The following is a 21,339-nucleotide window of genomic DNA, read 5'->3' as shown; positions in this document are numbered from 1 at the left end:
CGTTGAAACGGGTTGCCGCCCTTCGCACAGTGCGTTTCAACGCACTTGGCATACCAGACGGTGATTTCAATCACCGGTCGGAATGGCCGATGGTGTGTCAATCGACCCACTAGAGTTGCGCATAGACTCTTTGGGCCGCGGCCCTGGCGAAATCGTCCATCCTCCGCTGGATATCCGTCGTTTTCGATGCAAAGGGGTTATCTTCCGCCGCGGGTTGTCGGGCGATCTTATCCAATACGTCAATCAATGTATCGATCTCTTCGACAGTGTTCTCGATGCCCAGGCTGACGCGGGTCAGCCCCGGCAGCGCCATCTGGGGGAACAAAGTCAGCATCACCCCCTGGAACTGCTGCAGCAGTGGGGGAATATCAAGCAAGTGCTTGATCAACAGATGGGCGCAGTGGCAGCCGGAGCGGACGCCGATCCCGCCCTGTTCGGCCAGTTCCCGGGCCACCCGGCTGGCCATCCTGTTACCCAGGCTGAAGACGATCACACCACCTTTGCGGCTGAAACGGGGCGAATCCGGGGTGATGCCGAAAACCGTCAGGCCGGGGATTTGCATCAGGCCGCGCAGCGCATGCTCGGTGAGGGCCTGTTCCTCCTGCTGGATCGTATCCAGGCCGATCCGCTGCAGCAGCACCAGCGCCTTGCCCAGCGCGGCAATCCCGCCGACGTTTTCCTCCCCGGACGAACGGATCCGCTCCAGTTCAGCCGCGGAGAATTGCAGCAGCCCCTTTCTCACCACCAGCGCCCCCGTGCCGAAAGGCGCGTAGGCCTTGTGGGCAGAGAAGGCGAGATAGTCAATCCCGCAGGCTGCCATTTCGACCTCCCGGTGGGCGACCAATTGGGCCGCGTCCACCAGCAGGCGCGCGCCGTATCGGTGTACGATGCGGCTGATCTCAGCCAGATCGTTGAATACCCCCAGGACATTCGATGCGCCGCTCATTGCCACCAGGCGGATGCGCTTGTTGCCGTGCTGACCCTCCTGGTTGTAGGCGCGCAGGAGCGCTTCCAGCGCGTCTAAATCCAGGAATCCTTCGTCGTTCACCGGGAACCGGATGAGTGCAACGCCGGGGAGCCTGCGCCACGGCAGCTCGTTCGAATTGTGTTCCAGGATCGTGTTCACCACGACCGGCCTGATCCCGTCTTGGGATTCACCCCCCAGGCTTTCGGCGGCCAGGTTGATGGCCTCGGTGGTGTTGGATGTAAAAATCACGTCGTAGTCTGCCGGGGGCGCGCCCAGCACCCCGGCGCAGATGGACTTGACCTCCCGGACGATCTCCCGCTGCACCTGCTCCGGCTGGCGCCAGGCCTGGCAGACCGCATCCCGGATGGGTTCGAAGGTGGGCGTGCTGGCGCCATTGTCCAGGTTGATGAAGGGCTTGGCGCCTTCCAGCGTCGGGACGGGAACCCTTTGGCCGATCAGGGTCGGCCGGAGTGCAGCCAGCAGCTCCCGCCCGGAGAACTTTTCCAGCTCGTCGTGATACAGGATGTCAGCCGCCGTCCGCTGTTCGGCGTCCGCTTCAAGAAATGCGTCCTTGCCGAACTGCCGGATCAACTGCAGCGCCCTGGCAAACACAATGACATTGACGATGGCAGGTGTGCCGGCCTCGAATTTGTCCGCCCCCCTGGCCCAGATGACCCGGTTGGGAAAGACCAGCCGGGCCGTCCCGCCGCCGGGCTGAAAGGGCGCGCCTGCGGGGAGCGCATTCCGTGCGACAGCCAATGCTCGCAGACCCAGGGGCAGGCCGATGTCCCGGCTGGACACGGTGCGGCAACCCCTCCGCCCGAGCTGCGCCTGGAGCAGCTCCGCCCGCCTGGGAGAACAAAAGACGACGGTGTGACGGGCCTTGTCCAGCCCCACATCATCCAGGACAATCTCGCGGGCCTGCTCGTACAAGTGCGTGGAGGTCAGCGAGTTATGCCCGCTGCCGCGGTGGACGTTGGAGTAGGTCTCCAGCGCCGCCTGCATGCCGCGCCCCAGCTCGGCAAAGGCTTCATTGTGCCTGGCCCCCTCCTCGGGTTGAAGAACTTCCAGCGGTTCGGAGGTTGTGCCTGCCATCGTTTTCATAAGAGTCTCATCCCTTTCGGTTGGCGGTCACCAGGACCTGCTCCGGACATCAGCCGGCCTCGTTTGCGGCCGGTTTCTGCTCTTTGGCGCCCTTGATCAGCAGCCACAACGTCAGCCCAAATTCCGCAATGAAGCCCAGCGGCCAACTGATATAAGTGATTGCCGCGAAGCCCGGGAAGAGGAAAAACTGAAGAGCAGTCATCAGCCAGAAAGCGCAATGCAACATCAACACAAGGCCCAGAATCCTGGGCAGGAAGCCCGACTTGAAAACCAGGTAACCCAGCGGAAAGAGCCAGGCGCCATAGAAGATTTGGGCGATCATGAACCCATTCTTGTACAGAACCAGGGATAACATAGCCAGCGCCGGCAGTTGCTCGGCCGGGAATACTTTCAGGTAATCAGCGCCGCCCAAGAGCAGCTGGCTGGCAAGCAGGAACAGATCGCTGAAACACTGGATGGCAACACCGGTCAGGTTCAACAACAGGAACAGCAAGGCGATGTTCTCGTTGACCCGCTTCAGCAGCACGTACAAAGCCCAGGCTGTCAGCAGAAAAAGTACGGCCGCAACCAGATCGGTCATGATGCCGATACGGAATTGCCCTGCCGACGCCGCGATATTCCTGGCGGTTGTCGCGGCATCTCCGAGTACAATCAGCCTGGAACGCCCAATCACATCTGCGAGGATGTGAAACACCATGTAAATCAGATACAGCAATCCAGCCATTCTTGCGGACTTATTGACGGAATTCATTTCTTGCCTCCTCCGAACAGGGCATAGCCCGATAGGCCGCTGCCCACTACGTATAGAACACTCTGAACCACTGAGGGTTGGCAACTGTCGAACAGTTGCCAACCCTGTCACTTTTACGCCGTCCGGCCTGGCTTGCTGCGCAGCAGCACGATCCCCAGCCAGACGTACCAGATGATCTGACTCAAGCCAAAAACTCCGATCAGCGCGTCGGTCAACCCTGGGATCAGCGAGAGGATGCCCACCGCGCCCACCAACAAGCCGAGCATATTCAAGCCCCTGGGCAGCCCGCCAGACCGCAGCGCGGCCACGCTGACCAGCAGCGCCCACAGCCCGCCCAGGATCTCGCCGTTGGCGTTGCCCAGCCCGCCTGCCACGGTTTCGATGGCCTGCCAGGTCAACGCAGCCTGGCCCGGGTCCGTGGCATAGAGCGCGACGACAGGGGCGATCCCGGCATTCGCGACCATGCCGCTGGCGATCAGCGAACCGGCCCAGATGATCCCGAGCGTGGTTGCCACCTGCATGAGCGCCGGTGCGCCGGCCTGCAGCCGGTCGTACAACGCCAGCGCCAGGACGATCAGGACGACGCCGAAAAACACGTACATGAGCAGGTTGGTCGAGAAGACGACCGTCTGCATTTCAACGAGCAGGTCCACCTTTTGGGCCGGGTCGGTGATGCTGGGATAGTCCAGCACGGCGATGAAGAGCGCCATTCCGATCAGGTAGGCGACTGCCAGGTACAGGGCGGCAAAACCGCCAGATTTCTGCAAGGTTTTCATGTTTCTCTCCTTTTGTTGAATCTATCTGAATTATGACTGCGTGGCGGACAAGGCGGCAACCGCAGATGGATTGAATCCTTTCACGATCAGCCAGACGCCCAGGAACAACTCGTTCAAGAGCATCGGCAACCCGGTAATCACGCCGAGCGCCGCGCCCAGATCCGGCATGAACCAGCCGAGTACGGTGTTGATGAGCACCAGGGCCGCCGCGATCAATCCCCAGATGGCGATGAACCCAGGAATCAGCCGGGTGCGGAGCAGCATGATGTACAGCAGCACGGCGCTAAAGCTGAAGATGAGGTTGAGCATCTGGAACGCCCAGAAACGCGTGGCAAGCAGCAAGGCCCCCAGCGCCGGCAGATCAGAGGCCGCAGCTCCCGCCTGGCCCGGATCTCCAGCGAGCGTCAACAGCGCGAGCGGGCTGACGTCGGCCAGGATCTGGGTGATGAACTCAACCACCCGGAACCCGACATACGCCAGCGCCAGGCTGGCAAAGCGCTGCTTCAGGATCGGGAACAGGAGCACGGCGATGCCGACATAGGCCAGGCCGTTGGCGAAGCAGAGAAGCACGCCCAGCGCCACCTGCGCACGCCCAGCGGCGATCAGGCTGAGATAATCGGGCGCGCCCAAGATCGCTTCCACCAGCACGATGGCGCCGAGGATGAAGGTGACGTTGGAAAACAGGAACGCTGACCCCACCAGTGTTGCGGTCCTTCTGCCTGTTCCACGGGGACTATCGTTGACCGTATTCATCGCTGGTCTCCTTTCGAGACTTCGTCCAAGTCAAGACGATGCCGAACATGATCGCCAAACTGAAAGCGGTTTCCCAGTCCACGGCCATCTCGCCATGCCCGAAGTAGTTCCATGCAAGTGTCACAAGCGCACCAGTCGCCAGCGCCACCGCGAACACGGTCATGAATTCGATGACCGACTGCTTGATGTTCATGATTTGTTCTCCTCTACTGACACATTGACACCTTTCTGCTGGACGCAGATCCATCCGGTCAGGCTTCAGCGTTGCGCCACGTCCAGGCATACCCGACGATCAGAAGCGTGAGCGCCATCTCCACTATGCCGAAGAGCAGATAGAAAGCCCAGGTTTCCCCGACCAGGTTCCCGATATTGACAGCCGTGTAGAGCGCCCCCAGGATGATGTTCGCCCAGCGCCCCACCCCGGGCTTCAGCGCCAGGGGCAGGAAGACCATGACGGCAGGGATCAGCATCAGGATCGCGGCTGTCAGCAGCGAGGCCTGAGTCACCGGGAAAGGCCCCATTCGTCCTGCCATCACTTCCTCCATCTGACCAGGCTTGTACAACGAAAAGTAGTCAGCATAGATGTACAAGAACATGAGAGCCGCCCACAGTGCGGAGAGCTTCATCTTCACAGATATCTTCACATCTTCCTTTTCGGTGGTCCTGTTGATCGTGTTCATTTTTTTCTCCTTGTTTTCTCCTTGATTGAACGATCTGGATGAGTCTTACGATTTGACATCTGGCACGACTGCCTGGCCTGACCCGAACGTCGTCGGGGGCTTGGGTTTGACGGGACAGACCGAGACTAAAGGTATGCCCAGATCACGCACTTTCTTGAGCAGACCGTGCAGCGCAGCCTGGTCGGCCACCGGGCCGGTGAGGAGCGTGTCGCCGTCCTCTGCCAGCGTGATGGTCAGGCCGCCAAACCACCCGGCCCAATCGGCGCCCAGATGGCCCTTGAGCCTGATCTGATAGACCACGGGCTGACCCGGATCAGTTGTTGGTTCGAGTTCGTTCGACATGACCTTGCACCTGTTGTGTCCGATGTTCGCCGGTTGAGCTGCTCGCTCAAGGCACAGGTAATATACAGGCGCCGCGGTGTTGTTGTATAGACACTTTGGTGTTGGTGGGAGGTGTTGTTTTGGGTGACTGAAGGAGGAGAATGTCGAGGAGTACGAACACGTGCAGCCAGGGCACGGTCAGAGACCGGCCCCAGCAGACTCACCGATAGCTTCTTACAACAAACCCAGCTCGCGGGCGCGGGCGATGGCTTCGGTGCGGCTTTGCACCTGCAGTTTGTCGAAGATGCGGCGGTTGTGCCCTTTGACCGTGTCCAGGGCCAGGAAAAGCCGCGCGCCGATCTCCCGGTTCGAGAGTCCCTGGGTGATCAGCACCAGGATTTCCAACTCGCGCTGGCTCAAGGGCTCAAGCATTTGCGATTTGCGATTTGCGATTTGCGATTGCGGCAGGTCCGCAGGTTGTTCAAAAGCAGCCAGGAGTTTATCTGCGTAACCGAGCAGTTCATGATCTTGGCCGTGCAGTTGCTTTTCAATCAACAATCTAAAATCGGAAATCAGCAATCGCATCGGCTCGCCTTCATCCACGAAAAGACGGATGAAGCCGCCTGGTTCGGCCAGCGCCAGGGCCTCGGCCAGCAGTTGCAGGCCCATGTCCTTTTCGCGCTGCGCGACCAGCGCCAGCGCCTCCAGCACCATCGCTCGCAGCCGTTCATCCTGCCAGCCCTTTTCTTGCATCTGCTGGCGCAATGGCGCAAGCAAAGCCAGCGCGCTGGCTGCATCTCCGTGAGCCAGAAATACCCGCGCCTGGCTGATGGGGAGATTGTGAGTCTGTACGAGATGAGCGGCCGCCGCCAGATCGCCCTGGCGCAGTAGGACAAGCGCTTGGGCGGCCGCGATTTCCGGCAGCCGCAGGATGAAGTTCTGCTGACGCGCCGATTGTTCAGTCTGGGCCAACATGGCGGCCGCGCCGGCCACATCGCCCCGGGCCAGGCTCAGGCGGGCCAGGAATACTTCGCTGATGATGAAGCGGTCAATCACGCGATCATACAGCCGCGCCAGTTGCAGGCTCTGTTGTGCGTACTGCTGGGCCGCGTCCAGGTCGTTCCATTCGTAGTGGATGCGGGCCAGACCCAGACACGCGTCGTTGGCGCTCGGTCCAGGCTGATCGCCCGCCAGCTGCAGAACACGCCGGTAGGTCTCGGCCGCCCGCTGGAGCTGGTTGTCCAATTCCTGGAGCCGCCCCATGTGGCTGGTCGCCAGGATCGTGGAAAACATGCTCATAGACGCCTGGCTGATTGATAAGGCCTCTGCTATAGCCCGGCCGGCCGCGGCGCGGTCACCCTGAAACAGATAGGCAGCGGACAGCGCCCAGTTAGCCGTAAAGCGGAAACGCAGATTCCCGGGCAGCAGATACTCCAGGGCGCGGCGCGCCTGGGTGGCCACCGCTTCCGGCTGGTAGCGGGTGATCGCCAAGGTGGCTCTGGCGCAGGCAATTTGCCCAATCAGGTCGCGGGTCTGCGGATCAGGCTCGGCGTTCTTCAGGGCGGCAGCTAAAGCTGCCTCGGCCGCTTGTAGTTTATCTTCCACGCCGGTTGTCAGGCCGGCCGTCAACGCCATCGTGGCTGACCTCACCCACAACAGGGGTCTGGCATCCAGCGCCGATTTGGGCAGGGATGCCAGCCACGCCAGGATCGCGTTCACTGCGCTGCGAAAATGCAGGGGGATCCCCCCTCCCTCCATCAGGCGCTCGGCGCGCTCGACATCATTGGCGGCAGTGGCATGTCGAAAGGCTTCAAGCCCCAGTCCATTGTCTTCATACCATTGACTGGCGCGGATGTGAGACTCGGCTATCTCGCCAGGTGTCAGGTTCTGCCCGAGGCGCTGACGAAGCAAGTCCCCGAAGAGATGGTGATAGCGGTACCAACGCCGCTCATTGTCCAGGGGGACGAGGAACAGATTGGCGCGTTCGAGATATTCCAGGGTTTCCTGCCCGGAAGCGGAGGGCGAACCCAAAACAGCATCACACAGCGGGCCGCACAGGCGATCGAGGATGGAAGTGCGCAGCAGGAAAGTCTGGACGCTTGCGGTCTGCTGTCCCAGGACTTCTTCAACCAGGTAGTCCAGCACGAAATGGTGGCTGCCGGTGAAAGATTTGATGAAGCTGGCGGTGTCCCGCTGTCCTTGCATGGAGAGCGCGGCCAGTTGCAGGCCGGCGATCCAGCCCTCGGTGCGGGTTTCCAGCGCAGCAATGTCCCCGGCCGAGAGGCTGAGGCCCATCACCCGATTGAGAAACTCGGCGGCTTCAGCGGGTGTGAAGCGCAGGTCGGCCGCGCGCAGCTCGGTCATTTGTCCCCGGGCGCGCAAGCGGGCCAGGGGAAGCTGCGGATCCTCACGGGTGGCGATGACCAGGCGCATCTGCGGCGGCTGGCGCTCGACCAAAAAGGTGAGGGCCTGATCCACCGGTTTGGAGTCAATCGTATGGTAGTCGTCCAGGACGAGGATGAAGCCTGTCCTGAGCGGAGGCGAAGGATCAGCCGGGATGGCGGCGATTTCGTTGAGCAGGATCGTCAGGAGCGGCTCGATGGGCGGCGGCTGCGGAGAATCGAGCGCGGCCATCACCCCGGCGCCGATGCCGGCAAAGAGAGTCTGCAAAGCCGCCACGAGGTAAGCCAGGAAACGCGTGGGGTCGCTATCCCCGGCGTCCAGCGACAGCCAGGCGACCCTCACCCCTGGCCCCTCTCCCGCTGGGAGAGGGGAAGGAGTGAGGGCGGCGACCCATTCGCTGACCAGCGTGGTCTTGCCAAAGCCGGCGGCGGCAGAGATGAGGGTCAGCTTGTGGCCCGCAGAGAACCCATCGCTCAGCCGCTCGATCAGGCGGGGGCGGGGGACGACTTTAGGCCGAGCTGGGGGGATATAGAGTTTAGTGGCTAAGATGGGCGTGGACATGGGTCAATCATCAAACAAACACTTAAAACCCCAGGGAGCCATTTTGCTTTAGTCAAATATCCAGTATAATAAAATTATACATCGTTTCGCCGGTTTGTAAAGCAGGGTTCGACAGGCAACGCTGCGGGGAGCCGCGGCCTGCGGTGAGCGGAGAGGTCTTCTGTGATACGTTGCAATTCGTAAGGAGTTGTTCAACATGAGGCTATTGGTACATATCGTCTACGATAAAATCGCATGCGTCACATGAAGAACATGGAGAATGTGGAGAATATAGAGAATATGGAGAACCCGATGAACACAGAAAACAAGAACCTTCGGCCCGCACAGCCCAGTCTGGGACAGGGGACATCCCGGACGGTACAGACGGTCTTGCGGATCCTGTTGGGCGCATTCCTGGTCTTTGCCGGGACCAGTCATCTCACGACGGCGCGGGCCGAGTTCCTGGCCCAGGTGCCGATCTGGCTGCCGGTGAATGCCGATCTGGTCGTCATCCTGTCCGGGATTGCAGAAATCACGCTGGGGTTAGCCCTGATCGCCCTGTTCAAACAGCGTGTGCTCGTCGGCCTGGCCACCGCGGCGTTCTTCGTGCTGATCTTCCCGGGTAACATCTCGCAGTACGTCAACCGGATTGACGCCTTCGGGCTGAACACCGAACAGGCCCGCTTCACGCGCCTGTTCTTCCAGCCGGTGCTGGTGCTCTGGGCGCTGTGGACCACCGGCGCCTGGCGGGCGTTGGTCATAAGAAAAGCAAAGTCCGCATAGGAATGAGAATTTTTTAACTGTCCAGTTCCGAGCAAATTCTGAGCATACAGACAGCACCAAAGCGGACACTTATTTAATTCTCATTCCATAGGACGCAACTATCTTCACATCAGGAGCCTTACAACGCCGCCATGTATATCCCTCAATAATGGCCGGAGGAGGAGTTGCCATGCAAACACTATTGGGCCACCACTGGCATCATCTGCCGGCCGACGAAGTACGGCTGCTTCTGGAAACTGATCCGGTGAAAGGGCTGGACACCTTCGAGGTTCGGCATCGCCAGGAGCGGTTTGGGCCGAACGTGCTGACGCCGCAAAAGGGGGCCAGCCCGCTGGTGCGCTTTCTACGCCAGTTCAACAACCCCCTGATCCTGATTCTGCTGGCGTCGAGCGTTATCACCGCGGTACTGAAGGACCCCTTGGACGCCGCCGTGATTTTCGGCGTGGTCTTCATCAACGCCGTGATCGGCTACGCCCAAGAGGCGCGGGCCGAACAGGCCATCGAGGCGTTGGCACAGACGATCTCCACCGAGGCAACCGTGATCCGCGGGGGCAAGACGCTGCGCGTCAACGCGGCCGAGCTGGTCCCTGGCGACCTGGTCACGCTACTTTCGGGCGCCAAGGTGCCAGCCGATCTGCGGCTGATCCGCTCGCGCGACCTCCAGGTAGCCGAAGCTGCGCTCACTGGCGAGTCCGCGCCCGTGGAGAAGGCGGCCGACGCGCACTTGGAGCCAGACACGCTCCTGGCCGAACGGCGCAACATGGCCTACGCGTCCACGCTCGTCACCTACGGACAGGCCACCGGCATCGTCGCCGCCATCGGTGATAACACGGAGGTTGGCCGCATCTCCCGCCTGCTGTCCGAAGCGCAGGAGCTGCAAACTCCGCTCACCCGCAAGATCGCAGGGTTCAGCAAGATCGTCCTCTACGCGATCCTCGTGCTGGCCGCGGCCACCTTTGGCATTGGGGTGCTGCGGGGCCAGCCAGCCGGTGAGACGTTCTACGCCGCCATTGCCCTGGTGGTCGCGATGATCCCCGAAGGCCTGCCCGCTGCGCTCACCGTCACCCTGGCGATCGGGGTCAGTCGTATGGCGCGGCGCCGCGCCATCATCCGCAAGCTGCCTGCCGTGGAAACGCTGGGCAGCACCACCGTCATCTGCTCCGACAAGACTGGCACGCTGACGCAGAACCAGATGACCGTGACCGAGATTTACGCAGGGGATACGTTCTACACCGTCAGCGGCGCCGGTTATGCGCCCACGGGGGAGATCAGCCCCGTGGGCGACTCGATGGCGCTGCGTGAGATCTTGACCGCGGGGCTGCTGTGCAACGACAGCGCGTTGGCCGAGAGCGAAGGCCGCTGGACCGCGCAGGGTGATCCGACCGAAGCCGCGCTGATCACCGCCGCGCTGAAGGGCGGTCTGACGCTGGCTCAGCGCGAGGCCCCGCGCGTCGACGCAATCCCGTTCGAGTCGCAACACCAGTACATGGCGACCCTCCATGATCTCGGCGCTGACCGCCGCATGCTCTACGTCAAGGGTTCGATCGAGGCGATCCTGGCGCGCAGCGGGGTCAGCCTCGACCCGGCGGGCCTGCCGGTTGCGCTCGACAGGGACGCGGTGCATGCTGCGGCCGACCGGATGGCCGCGGATGGCCTGCGCGTGTTGGCGTTCGCCCGTCGCGAGTTCTCGCTCGCCCAGGTCGCCCTCTCGCATGAAGACCTGTGCTGCAATTTGACCTTCCTGGGCCTGCAAGGGATGATTGATCCGCCGCGGCAGGAGGCGATCCAGGCTGTTGCGGCCGCGCAGACCGCGGGCATCCGCGTCAAGATGATCACCGGCGATCACGCGTTGACCGCAGGGACCATTGCGCGGCAAATCGGCCTCACAGGTGCGGCCGGGAGGGTGCTCACCGGCAAGGAGCTGGCCGAGCTGTCCGATGAGCAGTTGATCGCCGCGGCCGACGAGACATCCGTGTTCGCCCGCGTCAGCCCGGAGCAGAAGCTGCGGCTGGTGGACGCGCTGCAGGCCCGCGGACACGTAGTCGCAATGACCGGCGACGGGGTCAACGATGCGCCCGCGCTCAAGCAGGCCAACATCGGCGTGGCGATGGGCATCACCGGCACCGATGTCTCGAAAGAGGCCGCGGACATGGTCCTGACCGACGACAACTTCGCCACCATTGCGGCCGCCATCGAGGAAGGGCGCACGGTCTTCGATAATCTGACCAAGATGATCGCCTGGACGCTGCCCACCAACCTGGGCCAAGGACTGGTAATCCTGGCGGCCATCGTCCTGGGTGTCACCTTGCCGATCCTGCCGATCCAAATTCTGTGGATCAACATGATGACCGCTGTGCTGCTGGGTCTGACGTTGGCGATGGAGCGGGGTGAACCGGACATCATGCGCCGGCCGCCGCGCGATCCCGGTGCGCCCATCCTGACGCGGGTGCTCGTCTGGCGCGTCGTGCTGGTGGGCCTGCTGATCCTGGTGGCCGCGTTTGGACTTTTCGAGCTGGAGCTGGGCCTGGGGGTTGATATCGCGGTCGCGCGTACTGTGGCGGTCAACGCTGTGGTCATCATCGAAATCTTCTACCTGTTCAACAGCCGCTCGCTGACGCAATCGCCGTTCCGTATCGGGTTTTTCTCCAACCGTTGGGTGTTGGCTGGTGCGGCCGCGATGACCCTGGCGCAGCTCGCCTTCACCTACCTGCCGCCGTTCAATCGCGTTTTTGCCAGCGCGCCGATCAGCCCGGCCGACTGGGGCCGTATCGTGGCTTTCGGCGTGGCGGGTTACCTGGTTATCGAAGCCGAGAAGTGGCTGCGACGGTCCAAGAGCAAAATGGTGATGAGATCCAACCGAGGGTAGAATAGCAGGAGCGAGTCAGCCATACGACTGACTCGCCCCTGATTTTTTCGCTGCATCCTGAACGGCTACAACAGGAAGATGTTACTTGGCTGGCGGCAGGAGGACCAGGTCAATCACATGGATGACGCCATTACTGGTCTTTACATCGGCAATCACGACCGTCGCATCGTTGATCATGACCTTGCCACCCTCAACCTTGATGGTGATCGGCTTGCCCAGCACGGTATTGGCCGAGGTCAGCTTGGCGGCATCGGCAGCCATGACATTGCCGGCGACCACGTGGTAGAGCAGGATGTCTTTCAGCTTGGCCGGCTCTTTGAGCAGCCCTTCGACGGTGCCCGCAGGCAACTTGGCGAATGCTTCATCGGTGGGGGCGAAGACGGTGAACGGCCCCTCGCCCTTCAGGGTCTCGACCAGACCGGCAGCTTGAACCGCAGCCACCAGCGTCTTGAAGCGATCATCGGCCACAGCCGTGTCAACAATGTCCTTGGTGGTCGGCTCTGCAGCCTCGGGGGCTGGCGGCAGGAGGACCAGGTCAATCACATGGATGACGCCATTACTGGTCTTTACATCGGCAATCACGACCGTCGCATCGTTGATCATGACCTTGCCACCCTCAACCTTGATGGTGATCGGCTTGCCCAGCACGGTATTGGCCGAGGTCAGCTTGGCGGCATCGGCAGCCATGACATTGCCGGCGACCACGTGGTAGAGCAGGATGTCTTTCAGCTTGGCCGGCTCTTTGAGCAGCCCTTCGACGGTGCCCGCAGGCAACTTGGCGAATGCTTCATCGGTGGGGGCGAAGACGGTGAACGGCCCCTCGCCCTTCAGGGTCTCGACCAGACCGGCAGCTTGAACCGCAGCCACCAGCGTCTTGAAGCGACCATCGGCCACAGCCGTGTCAACAATGTCCTTAGCAGCCGGAGCGGGCATGGCCGTGGGCGGCGCCTTAGTCGGTTCCTGCGGTTGAGTTGCAGGAGCCGGAGCACAAGCCACGACTGACAGGGCTACAATGAGAAGTACCAACAGCAGACTGACGTTTTTCATTTCTTTTCCAATCCTTTTCTAACTTGATGTTGTGTCACATGCTTACTCAAACACTACACAAACCTTATACAACGTATCTCGCCATCTCATCTGTAGGATAGACTCCATTTGCCGCATCGAATTGATTAATGATTGCCTTAGACATCTTTTTGACAAACCATAGATATCGTGACATACTAGACGATCGAGGTACATTTGAGGAGCAGCGATCATGCCTGACCTGCGCAGCATCTGGCGGCCGGCGCTCTATCACGGCCGCGGCAAGCAGCCGCCCTTCTTCGAGGGCTGGTATTTCAAGCTGGTGGATGCCAGTGAGCAGCACCGTTACGCGGTCATCCCTGGCGTCTTCATCGGCCGCGAGCCGGGCGCGTCCCACGCGTTCGTGCAGACGCTGGACGGCGCGACGGGCAGGACCGCCTATCATCGCTACCCGTTCGAGGCGTTCCAGGCTGCGCGGGACGAGTTCGACATCCGGGTTGGCCCGAATCGCTTCCGCGCCGATCGCATCGAGCTGGACATTGATCGGCCCGAAGGCCGGATGGCCGGCGAACTGCGCTTTGCGGGCGGTGCGCCCTGGCCGGTCACGCTGACCTCACCGGGCATCATGGGCCCCTACACCTTCGCGCCTTTCATGGAGTGCTACCACGGCGTCCTCAGCTTCGATCACAGCATCGCCGGCTCGCTGTCCATAGATGGCGCGGCGCGCGACTTCACCGGCGGCCGCGGGTACATCGAAAAGGACTGGGGCCAGGCGTTTCCGAAGGCCTGGATCTGGATGCAGAGCAACCATTTCGGCGAGGCCGCAGTCGGCGCGTGCCTGACGGCATCAGTGGCGATCATCCCCTGGCTGCGCGGCGCGTTCCCCGGCTTCATCGTCGGGCTGCGGCACGGCGGCCAGCTCTACCGCTTTGCTACCTACACCGGCGCGGTGATCGAGCGCCTCGACCTGGCCGACACGCACGTCACCTGGCACATGACCGGCCGCACGGGGCCGCGCCACACCCCCCATCGCCTGGAGATCGTGGCCTGGCGCGCTGAGGGCGGGCTGCTGCACTCGCCCGAGCGCGTGGTGATGTTACAGCGGGTGCTGGAGAGCCTGACCGCGCGCATTGACGTGCGGCTGCTGGCGCTGACGGGCGGACAGGAAGGGGTCATCTTCGAGAGGACCGGACGCCATGCCGGCCTGGAGATCGTCGGCCCCATCCAGGAGATTCAGAAGCTGGCACGATTAGTCTGATCTGGGACTTCCAGGACGCCTTGTCCCGTTGACTGACCCCGGGGTCGGACATTATCCAACAACCAACATGATCTCTCTCACCTGGACTCTCATCGGCTTTCTGCTCGGCTCGCTGCCCATTTCGGTATGGCTGGGCAAGTTGGTGCTGCGCACCGACATCCGCGACTACGGCGATGGGAACCCCGGTGGAACCAACGTGTTGCGCGCCGGCGGCCGCGGTCTGGGCCTGCTGGCGATCATCCTCGACATGCTCAAAGGGGCCATCCCCGTGTCGCTGGCCCATTACGTCTTCAAGGTGGATAGCTGGCCGTTGATACCCGTGGTGCTGGCGCCGATCCTCGGACACGCGTTCTCGCCGCTTCTTGGTTGGCGCGGCGGCAAGGCCCTGGCGAGCACGTTAGGCGTCTGGGCGGCGCTGACTGTGCCGTTCGGCCCGTTCGTCATGGGCGGCTCCGTCTTCGTCTTCAACAATCTGTTGAATACCTCCGGCTGGGCGGTGATGGCTGCGCTGCTGGCGCTCTTGGGTTTCCTCCTGGCGCCCGCATTACACTGGCGCAGCCCCGGTCTCACCGCCGGCCTGACGCTCCCGCTATTTGTCGCGTGGGCCGGCACGGTGGCGATCATCGCCTGGACGCACCGCGCCGACCTGCGGCAGCGGCCCCAGCTACGCATTCGGCGGACACGGCGTTGACCTCCGTCCTCATGGTGTGACTGCAAGACCCCGCGTCTGGAGGGAGTATGGGCTCTTTTTGGGCCTATCATCAGTTCATCATCGCTGCCTTTGCTGCCTGCCTTGTGCTGATCGCTCTCAGCAACTGGCGACTGCTGCGGCGAGCCGGGGACTGGGCGCCGCCTACCGCGTGGCCCCGCGTTTCAGTGTTGGTGCCGGCGCGCAATGAAGATGTCAACATAGGCGACTGTGTGCGCTCGCTGCTGGCTCAGGATTACCCGGACTGCGAGGTGATTGTGTTGGATGATCAATCATGCGATCGTACGGGTGAAATCCTGGCTGAGCTGGCCTCCCAGGATCGCCGGCTGCGGGTCATTCCGGGCCTGGCGTTGCCCGAAGGCTGGCTGGGCAAGCATTGGGCCTGCCAGCAGCTTGCTGAGTCGGCGACCGGCGACCTGCTCTTCTTCACTGATGCCGACACGCGCCATGAACCACAGTCCTTGCGGCACGGGATCGCTGCCCTGATGGCCGAACAGGCCGATCTGCTGACAGCCTGTCCTCGCCAGGAAGTCGTGACCTGGGCTGAGAAACTCGTGGTGCCGTTCTTCCCCTGGAGCATCCTTTCCTTTTTGCCGTTGGCGCTGGCCTACCGTGTACGCACGCACGCCTTCTGTGCCGCGAACGGACAATACATGCTCTTCCGGCGCGCGGCCTACGATCAGATCGGCGGCTATGCGGCCGTGCGTACTGACGCCGTAGACGATATCGCACTGGCTCGGCAGATCAAGGCCCACGGTCTGAGCTGGCGCATGGCCCTTGCTACACAAGACGTCCGCTGCCGCATGTACCGGAACTCCGCGCAGGTCTTCGAGGGCTTCACCAAAAATCTGTTCGCAGGCTTCGGCTATCGGATGCTGCCGTTTGTGCTGGTTTGGCTCTGGATCGGCATCGTCTTCCTTCAGCCACCCATTGTGCTCGTGCTGATCGCAGCCGGCCTGCTGCACTCAACCTACTCGGCGGTGATGGCAGCGGCAGGAATCTTCCTTGCTGTGCTCTTGTGGGGCATATCGAACGCACGCTTCGGTTTTCCCCTGTACCTCGCGCTCTTTTATCCTGTCACCACCGTGCTGGTGCTCTTCATCGCCGCGAGGTCAATGGCCCTTGCGGTGCGCGGCCGCTCCACCTGGAAAGGACGCACCATGGTGCGGGCGCGCATACGCTGGTGGTAAGGAACAAGAAGGAACAAAAAGGAACAAACTTGTCTCGTGGCGTCAGGCCGGGGATACGCGTTGCGTCCACCTGGCCAGGGCGGCGAGCAAATCTTGCAGGAAGCCGCGCGCCGCGGCGTCCACCAATCGCCCTTCGGCGTCGAAAGCCTGCTCGGCGCGCGCCACCAGCACCTCCGGCTTGCCCAGTGGCAGGGCGCCAACGTGCGTCAGCACCTGGCGCAGATGCAATTGGGCTCGCACCGTGCCGAAGTTCCCCGTGCTGACGCCCATGATAGCCACCGGCTTGCCAGCCAATGGTTGCTTCGGCGGACGGGACGCCCAATCAATGGCGTTCTTGAGGGCGCCGCTGATCGAGCTGTTGTACTCAGGCGTGGCGATGAGCAGCGCATCGGCCTGCGCCAGGCGGGTGCGTAACTCGACCACCGCTTCAGGAAACGGCTTCTCGGCATCCTGATTGAACAGCGGCAGAGGCGCGAGATCGAAGATCTCCAGCGTCATCCCTGGCGGCATCAATTCGGCGGCCGCCCGCAGGAGGGCCGTGTTGTACGAGGCCCTGCGCAGGCTGCCGGAGATACCCAAAACGTGAAGCGAATCAGAAGTTGTCATCGAGGTCCTTCCATCGTGGACTTGTTGTGCCTCAATCGTGATACTCATTTTGACCTCACTCACAGCGCCCGCGTATCCTTTCTGCTCGACTCTATTCTATCACGATTTAGATTTCGCAGCGATGCTCCTGGCGTAGAAGGGATGGCGCCAATCAAAGCATGGAAGCATGGAAGCCTGAAAGCGGCAAGGTCATCGTTTTGGGGAGAGATCTGAGATCGGAGATTGAGTTTTGTGGAGGGGGGAGTTTTCCGGTGGGGGGCGAGATCTGAGAAAGGAGACCGGAGATTGGGTTTTGTGGAAGGGGAGAGTTTTCCGATCCCCAGTCTCCAATCTCCAGTCTCCAGTCTCCAATCTCCGGTCTCTACTCTCCGGTCTCTACTCTCCGGTCTCTACTCTCCGGTCTCTACTCTCCGGTCTCTACTCTCCCCTCCCCACTCCCCGCCGCCGTATGACCACGGCGGCCAGGGCCAGCAGACCGGCCAGCGCCAGCCAGCCCAGCGGCGAGGTGAGCGGGCCGGCCGTCAGGTTGGTCAGGGTGACGTTGGCGGGTGTCGCCTCCAGCGTGAAGCGCACGAGCGACGGGTCGTGATCGGTGGCGCGGGCCGCGGGCGGGAACTCGGCGTTGGCATGCACCACATCGAACAGGGCAAACCCGGCCTCGTTGGGGGTCAGCAGGTGATTGCTTATCAGAATGTGATCGAGCACCTGGGAGTTGCCGTCGTAGACATAGCTGTACTGCTCAGCCGTCGGCAGTCCCTGATCAGATCGGTCAGCACACCGCCCTTGAGGATTGCCAGCGGCGTGGAGAACTGAAAGTCGTTGAAGTCGCCGAGCGCCACGATGTTGGCGCTGGGGTCGAGAGCCAGGATGGCGTCTACGAAGTCGTTGACGATCTGCGCCTGCTGGTTGCGCTGGATCTCGGAGACCGCCACCGGCAGCGAGGCGCCGTTGGCGGATGTATTCATGGTTGTCCTCATTACCTTTCGGCAAACTCGGCCAAGTTCTTGTAGTTGTTCTTCATCTCATCGGCAGTAATGGAGTTCAGCAGCCGAAGGACCCGATGGAGCAGTTCTCCAACTGGCAGTTGCTCGGAAACGATGATGCCGAAGTGGTCATGGCCCGTCCACCACCATTCCTGGTAGAGAGGCTCGAAGTCCTTGCTGTTGTATGTCAGAATCGCGCGGCCCTGTCCCGCGGCATAGACCAGTTGCTCCACATCCGGCGATTCGAACTTGCCCATCTCCTGAGTCGAGATGGCGTCGAAGCCGCGTTCCTGCAGCAACCTGGCGAGTTTCGGCGTAACGTCAGCGTCCGTATACAGGGCTACGAAGATCTGCTCGGCCATACGCGTTCTCTCGCGGCGCGGTTTTCAATGATGTACTGCTCGATTTCTCCGCGATGGTCGTGGTAGTAGCCGAGCGCGTCATAGACCTGGGCCAGTTTCAACTGTCCTTCATATTCCTCAACGATCTGCTCTGGTGTCAGACTGTGTCGGGTCAGGGCCACGATCGTCTGGACAGTAACACCCGTCCCGCGGATCACAGGTTCACCGCCCTTGACGCCCTGGATTCGAGCAACGTAGGGATGATCAGTAGATAGGGCAGGCAGATTTGGCCTGGCGGCTAACCACTCGACTTTCTGTGTCAACGCCTCGACTGCCTGCCTTAGCCATGTCAACTCGTTGTGGACTTGTTGTGCCTCGATCATGATACTCATTTTGACCTCACTCACAGCGCCCGCGTATCATTTCTGCTCGACTCTATTCTATCACGATTTAGATTTCGCGCAACCACACCTGCATGGCTCCCGCCGCGCGATTGGTCCAGGCATAATACGGAATGGCTGTGAGCGCGGGGGTCTGGCGCGGCGCGGGGTCCGCCGGCTTCGCCGTCCGATAGAGATGACCGGGCCGGCCGTCAGGTTGGTCAGGGTGACGTTGGCGGGCGTCGCCTCCAGGGTGAAGCGCACGAGCGACGGGTCGTGATCGGTGGCGCGGGCAGCGGGCGGGAACTCCGCGTTGGCATGCACCACATCGAACAGGGCGAACCCGGTCTCGAAGGGAGCCAGCAGGTGATTGCTGATCAGAATATGATCGAGCACCTGGGCGTTGCCGTCGTAGACGTAGCTGTACTGCTCAGCGGTCGGCAGTCCCGTGATCAGATCGGTCAGCACACCGCCCTTGAGGATTGCCAGCGGCGTGGAGAACTGAAAGTCGTTGAAGTCGCCGAGCGCCACGATATTGGCGTTGGGGTCGAGAGCCAGGATGGCGTCTACGAAGTCGTTGACGATCTGCGCCTGCTGGTTGCGCTGGATCTCGGAGACCAGCACCGGCGGCTGGGCAAAGCTAAACAGCGGGTCGTCGCCGCTCTTCGAGTTGAAGTGATTGGCGATCAGGAACAGGGTGTGCCCGATTTCAGGTTGGCACAATGCTGTATTCGATGGTAGAATTACATCATGTTACATCGGCATCTCACCCATCAGCAATTCACCCTGGCCGCCATTGACGACGTGATCGCGCGCGGCAAGCGGCGGGACTGGGCCGAACTGCGTCGGGCCGCTCTCGATGACCGCACTGTGCTGGAAAAAATACTGCGGGTGTGCCAGCCGCAAGTCGCTGATCCATATGCGCAACGTTATCATTTCTGGAGACAATATGCCGAGCGATATCTTGCCTGATTGGGAGCAAGTCCTCGCTTCTGCCGCGCATTTGCAGCGCATCTTGCCAGGCGCTGTGCTGGTCGGCGGAAGCGCCGCGTCGGTGTACGCGCAGCATCGCCTGTCTACCGATGCCGATCACGTGCTGACCGATCTCCGGCAGCGCTTCGACCAGGTGCTGGCCGAACTGGAATCGGTCGCTGGCTGGAAGACGGCCCGCGTCAAGCGGCCGATCCAGATTCTCGGCAACCTGGATGGTATCGAAACCGGCGTGAGGCAATTGATCCGAAGTGAGCCGTTGGAAACGACCCGGATCGAGTATCGGGGCGAGAAGATCACCCTGCCGACGGAAGCCGAAATGCTGCGGATCAAGGCTGTACTGATCCTGCGCCGCAATGCCACGCGCGATTATCTCGATTTTGTCGCGTTGGCCGATCACATGGGCGTGGAGAAAATGATCGAGGCCCTGCGGCCTTTCGATGCGCTTTATCCTCAGCCAAACGAAGAATCGGCCTTGCAGCAGTTACAGATTCAGCTCGCCAATCCGCTGCCGTATGACCTCGAAGAACTCAACCTGAGCGAGTACAAGAATCTCGATGCGCGCTGGCATGAATGGCAGGCCGTCAAAGCCGTGTGCGCCGACTGCGCGACTCAGATTTTCGATCATATCGTTGGTCAAGAGCCGTCCCAGACTCCCAGCTTACCTCAATTGGTCCCTTCTGCGGTCAAATACACCCCCGACACGCCTTTCGAGGCATGACACCCTCCTGGTTTATCCCCTATCGCCACGAGCACCTGGCTTACGACGATGCCGGCCACGGGCTGGCTCTGCCCAACCTGCCGACGACCGCCATCAACAGCGGGACGATCCTGCTCGGTGGCACGCCGCAAGCCACGGCCGCAGCAAACGCAGACGCGTGGGCGAAAGTGTTGGAATTCCTGAAGCTGGATTCGAGGCTTTAGCCGGTTTCTCTGGACTCCGAGCACGACCGGCTAATCCCATAAGGAGGCTTCGCACAGCCTCGATTCCGGATTGCCAGGGCCGAATCTTCTTCAACTCACCACAAAAGCGAGTAGGAGCGATGACTGCACATAGGACCACTCTGATCAAACGCCACCCGCTGGCTACGTTCTGGGCGCCGTGGCACAATACGGCCAGATGGCGCCCCAGGAGGTAATTCACCATGACGATGCTAGACTTGCGCCAGCAGTGGAAACATCTGTACGCGCCATCCGCCAACAAGGTCGTGTTGGTGGATGTGCCGGAGCTTAAGTTCCTGATGATTGACGGCCGCATCGAGCCGGGGCAGGCGCCGGGCACGTCCCCGGGCTTCGAGGCGGCGGCGGGCGCGCTCTACAGCACAGCCTACACCCTCAAGTTCATGTCGAAGCTGCGCAAAGAGGACCCGATTGACTACCCGGTGATGGCATTGGAAGGGCTATGGTGGGTGGAGGGCGAAGAATTCGACATCTCCACCGCCTGGGAGGCCTTCACGGACCGGTGGGTCTACACGCTGATGATCATGCAGCCCGACCACATCACGCCAGCCATGTTCGCCGAGGCGGTGGCGCAGGCGGCCAGGAAGCGGCCCAACCCCGCGCTCGCCCGGCTGCGGCTGGAGTCGTTTCGCGAGGGCCTCTGCGTGCAGACCATGCACATCGGCCCCTACGCCACGGAACCGGCGACCGTCGAGCGGATGCACCGGTGGGCCGCTGAGAACGGCTATCGCATGACCGGCAAACACCACGAGATCTACCTGGGCGATCCGCGCCGCACCGACCCGGCGAAGCTGAAGACGGTGCTGCGGCATGGGGTCAGGGAGGAGATCTGAGATCGGAGACCGGAGATTGGGTTTTGTGGAAGGGGGAGTTTTCCGATCCCCAGTCTCCAATCTCCAGTCTCCGGTCTCTACTCTCCGGTCTCTACTCTCCGGTCTCTACTCTCCGGTCT

Annotated in this window: 24 protein-coding genes; 8 read left to right on the top strand and 16 right to left on the bottom strand. The window is 61.6% G+C overall.

Annotation, left to right across the window (positions count from 1 at the left end):
• Positions 1 to 109: 109 nt before the first annotated feature.
• From IPM84_11455 to IPM84_11420, 8 genes are all read right to left on the bottom strand, one after another.
• A complete protein-coding gene (locus tag IPM84_11455) occupies positions 110 to 1,972 on the bottom strand; it encodes an aminotransferase class V-fold PLP-dependent enzyme (protein ID MBK9093374.1) in 1,863 nt (620 codons plus the stop codon).
• Between the two features lie 148 nt (positions 1,973 to 2,120).
• Positions 2,121 to 2,822 carry a DUF4386 domain-containing protein gene (locus IPM84_11450; protein MBK9093373.1) on the bottom strand — a complete coding sequence of 234 codons (702 nt, stop codon included), beginning with the start codon at positions 2,820 to 2,822 and terminating at the stop codon, positions 2,121 to 2,123.
• Between the two features lie 113 nt (positions 2,823 to 2,935).
• Positions 2,936 to 3,598 carry a DUF4386 family protein gene (locus tag IPM84_11445; GenBank protein ID MBK9093372.1) on the bottom strand — a complete coding sequence of 221 codons (663 nt, stop codon included), beginning with the start codon at positions 3,596 to 3,598 and terminating at the stop codon, positions 2,936 to 2,938.
• 30 nt (positions 3,599 to 3,628) lie between these two features.
• The gene (locus tag IPM84_11440; GenBank protein MBK9093371.1) at positions 3,629 to 4,351 is read right to left on the bottom strand and encodes a DUF4386 domain-containing protein; all 723 of its coding nucleotides are present in this window, start codon (positions 4,349 to 4,351) and stop codon (positions 3,629 to 3,631) included.
• Positions 4,332 to 4,544: a hypothetical protein gene (locus tag IPM84_11435; GenBank protein MBK9093370.1), complete on the bottom strand. Its 213-nt coding sequence runs from the start codon at positions 4,542 to 4,544 to the stop codon at positions 4,332 to 4,334. The genes IPM84_11440 and IPM84_11435 overlap by 20 nt, the downstream gene beginning before the upstream one ends.
• 58 nt (positions 4,545 to 4,602) lie before the next feature.
• Complete coding sequence (locus IPM84_11430) at positions 4,603 to 5,031, bottom strand: hypothetical protein (GenBank protein MBK9093369.1); 429 nt, start codon at positions 5,029 to 5,031, stop codon at positions 4,603 to 4,605.
• 45 nt (positions 5,032 to 5,076) lie between these two features.
• Complete coding sequence (locus IPM84_11425; protein ID MBK9093368.1) at positions 5,077 to 5,373, bottom strand: hypothetical protein; 297 nt, start codon at positions 5,371 to 5,373, stop codon at positions 5,077 to 5,079.
• A gap of 213 nt (positions 5,374 to 5,586) precedes the next feature.
• Positions 5,587 to 8,316: a LuxR family transcriptional regulator gene (locus tag IPM84_11420; GenBank protein ID MBK9093367.1), complete on the bottom strand. Its 2,730-nt coding sequence runs from the start codon at positions 8,314 to 8,316 to the stop codon at positions 5,587 to 5,589.
• Between the two features lie 291 nt (positions 8,317 to 8,607).
• Here IPM84_11420 and IPM84_11415 point away from each other — a divergent pair, with 291 nt between their 5' ends.
• Positions 8,608 to 9,078, top strand: coding sequence for a hypothetical protein (locus tag IPM84_11415; GenBank protein ID MBK9093366.1), 471 nt, complete (start codon positions 8,608 to 8,610; stop codon positions 9,076 to 9,078).
• Positions 9,079 to 9,247: 169 nt separating this feature from the next.
• Positions 9,248 to 11,944, top strand: a complete 2,697-nt coding sequence (locus tag IPM84_11410) for a cation-transporting P-type ATPase (GenBank protein ID MBK9093365.1) — start codon at positions 9,248 to 9,250, stop codon at positions 11,942 to 11,944.
• 81 nt (positions 11,945 to 12,025) lie between these two features.
• Here the strand turns inward: IPM84_11410 and IPM84_11405 are convergent, their stop codons facing one another.
• Positions 12,026 to 12,991 (bottom strand): fasciclin domain-containing protein, encoded by a 966-nt coding sequence (locus IPM84_11405; protein ID MBK9093364.1) that lies wholly within the window; start codon positions 12,989 to 12,991, stop codon positions 12,026 to 12,028.
• A gap of 211 nt (positions 12,992 to 13,202) precedes the next feature.
• On the opposite strand from IPM84_11405, the gene IPM84_11400 reads away from it, so the two are divergent.
• Genes IPM84_11400 through IPM84_11390 form a run of 3 tightly spaced genes read left to right on the top strand, consistent with a single transcriptional unit; the run spans position 13,203 to position 16,127 of the window.
• Positions 13,203 to 14,228 carry a hypothetical protein gene (locus IPM84_11400; GenBank protein ID MBK9093363.1) on the top strand — a complete coding sequence of 342 codons (1,026 nt, stop codon included), beginning with the start codon at positions 13,203 to 13,205 and terminating at the stop codon, positions 14,226 to 14,228.
• 28 nt (positions 14,229 to 14,256) lie between these two features.
• Positions 14,257 to 14,919 (top strand): glycerol-3-phosphate acyltransferase, encoded by a 663-nt coding sequence (locus tag IPM84_11395; GenBank protein ID MBK9093362.1) that lies wholly within the window; start codon positions 14,257 to 14,259, stop codon positions 14,917 to 14,919.
• Between the two features lie 47 nt (positions 14,920 to 14,966).
• A complete protein-coding gene (locus tag IPM84_11390; GenBank protein MBK9093361.1) occupies positions 14,967 to 16,127 on the top strand; it encodes a glycosyltransferase in 1,161 nt (386 codons plus the stop codon).
• 42 nt (positions 16,128 to 16,169) lie between these two features.
• Here IPM84_11390 and IPM84_11385 read toward each other — a convergent pair whose 3' ends face one another.
• The 7 genes from IPM84_11385 to IPM84_11355 all read right to left on the bottom strand — a co-directional run bounded on the left by IPM84_11385 (position 16,170) and on the right by IPM84_11355 (position 19,364).
• Positions 16,170 to 16,733: an NAD(P)H-dependent oxidoreductase gene (locus IPM84_11385; GenBank protein ID MBK9093360.1), complete on the bottom strand. Its 564-nt coding sequence runs from the start codon at positions 16,731 to 16,733 to the stop codon at positions 16,170 to 16,172.
• 417 nt (positions 16,734 to 17,150) lie between these two features.
• Complete coding sequence (locus tag IPM84_11380) at positions 17,151 to 17,438, bottom strand: hypothetical protein (protein ID MBK9093359.1); 288 nt, start codon at positions 17,436 to 17,438, stop codon at positions 17,151 to 17,153.
• Positions 17,420 to 17,698 carry a hypothetical protein gene (locus IPM84_11375; protein ID MBK9093358.1) on the bottom strand — a complete coding sequence of 93 codons (279 nt, stop codon included), beginning with the start codon at positions 17,696 to 17,698 and terminating at the stop codon, positions 17,420 to 17,422. Before IPM84_11375 ends, IPM84_11380 begins: the two co-directional genes overlap by 19 nt.
• An 11-nt stretch (positions 17,699 to 17,709) precedes the next feature.
• The gene (locus tag IPM84_11370) at positions 17,710 to 18,078 is read right to left on the bottom strand and encodes a DUF5615 family PIN-like protein (GenBank protein MBK9093357.1); all 369 of its coding nucleotides are present in this window, start codon (positions 18,076 to 18,078) and stop codon (positions 17,710 to 17,712) included.
• Positions 18,057 to 18,449, bottom strand: coding sequence for a DUF433 domain-containing protein (locus tag IPM84_11365; GenBank protein ID MBK9093356.1), 393 nt, complete (start codon positions 18,447 to 18,449; stop codon positions 18,057 to 18,059). The genes IPM84_11370 and IPM84_11365 overlap by 22 nt, the downstream gene beginning before the upstream one ends.
• 51 nt (positions 18,450 to 18,500) lie before the next feature.
• A complete protein-coding gene (locus IPM84_11360; protein MBK9093355.1) occupies positions 18,501 to 19,160 on the bottom strand; it encodes a hypothetical protein in 660 nt (219 codons plus the stop codon).
• 30 nt (positions 19,161 to 19,190) lie between these two features.
• A complete protein-coding gene (locus IPM84_11355) occupies positions 19,191 to 19,364 on the bottom strand; it encodes a hypothetical protein (protein MBK9093354.1) in 174 nt (57 codons plus the stop codon).
• 22 nt (positions 19,365 to 19,386) lie between these two features.
• On the opposite strand from IPM84_11355, the gene IPM84_11350 reads away from it, so the two are divergent.
• The 3 genes from IPM84_11350 to IPM84_11340 all read left to right on the top strand — a co-directional run bounded on the left by IPM84_11350 (position 19,387) and on the right by IPM84_11340 (position 21,220).
• Entirely contained in the window at positions 19,387 to 20,148 is a 762-nt protein-coding gene (locus IPM84_11350; GenBank protein ID MBK9093353.1) for a hypothetical protein, read from the top strand.
• On the top strand, positions 20,145 to 20,351 hold the full coding sequence (locus tag IPM84_11345; protein MBK9093352.1) for a hypothetical protein: 207 nt from the start codon (positions 20,145 to 20,147) through the stop codon (positions 20,349 to 20,351). Before IPM84_11350 ends, IPM84_11345 begins: the two co-directional genes overlap by 4 nt.
• A 221-nt stretch (positions 20,352 to 20,572) precedes the next feature.
• The gene (locus IPM84_11340; protein ID MBK9093351.1) at positions 20,573 to 21,220 is read left to right on the top strand and encodes a GyrI-like domain-containing protein; all 648 of its coding nucleotides are present in this window, start codon (positions 20,573 to 20,575) and stop codon (positions 21,218 to 21,220) included.
• The last annotated feature ends 119 nt before the right edge of the window (positions 21,221 to 21,339 follow it).

This window comes from Candidatus Amarolinea dominans, assembly GCA_016719785.1.
In the GTDB taxonomy this organism is placed as follows: Bacteria; Chloroflexota; Anaerolineae; order SSC4; family Amarolineaceae; genus Amarolinea; species Amarolinea dominans.
This window is presented reverse-complemented; position numbering and strand designations above follow the sequence as displayed.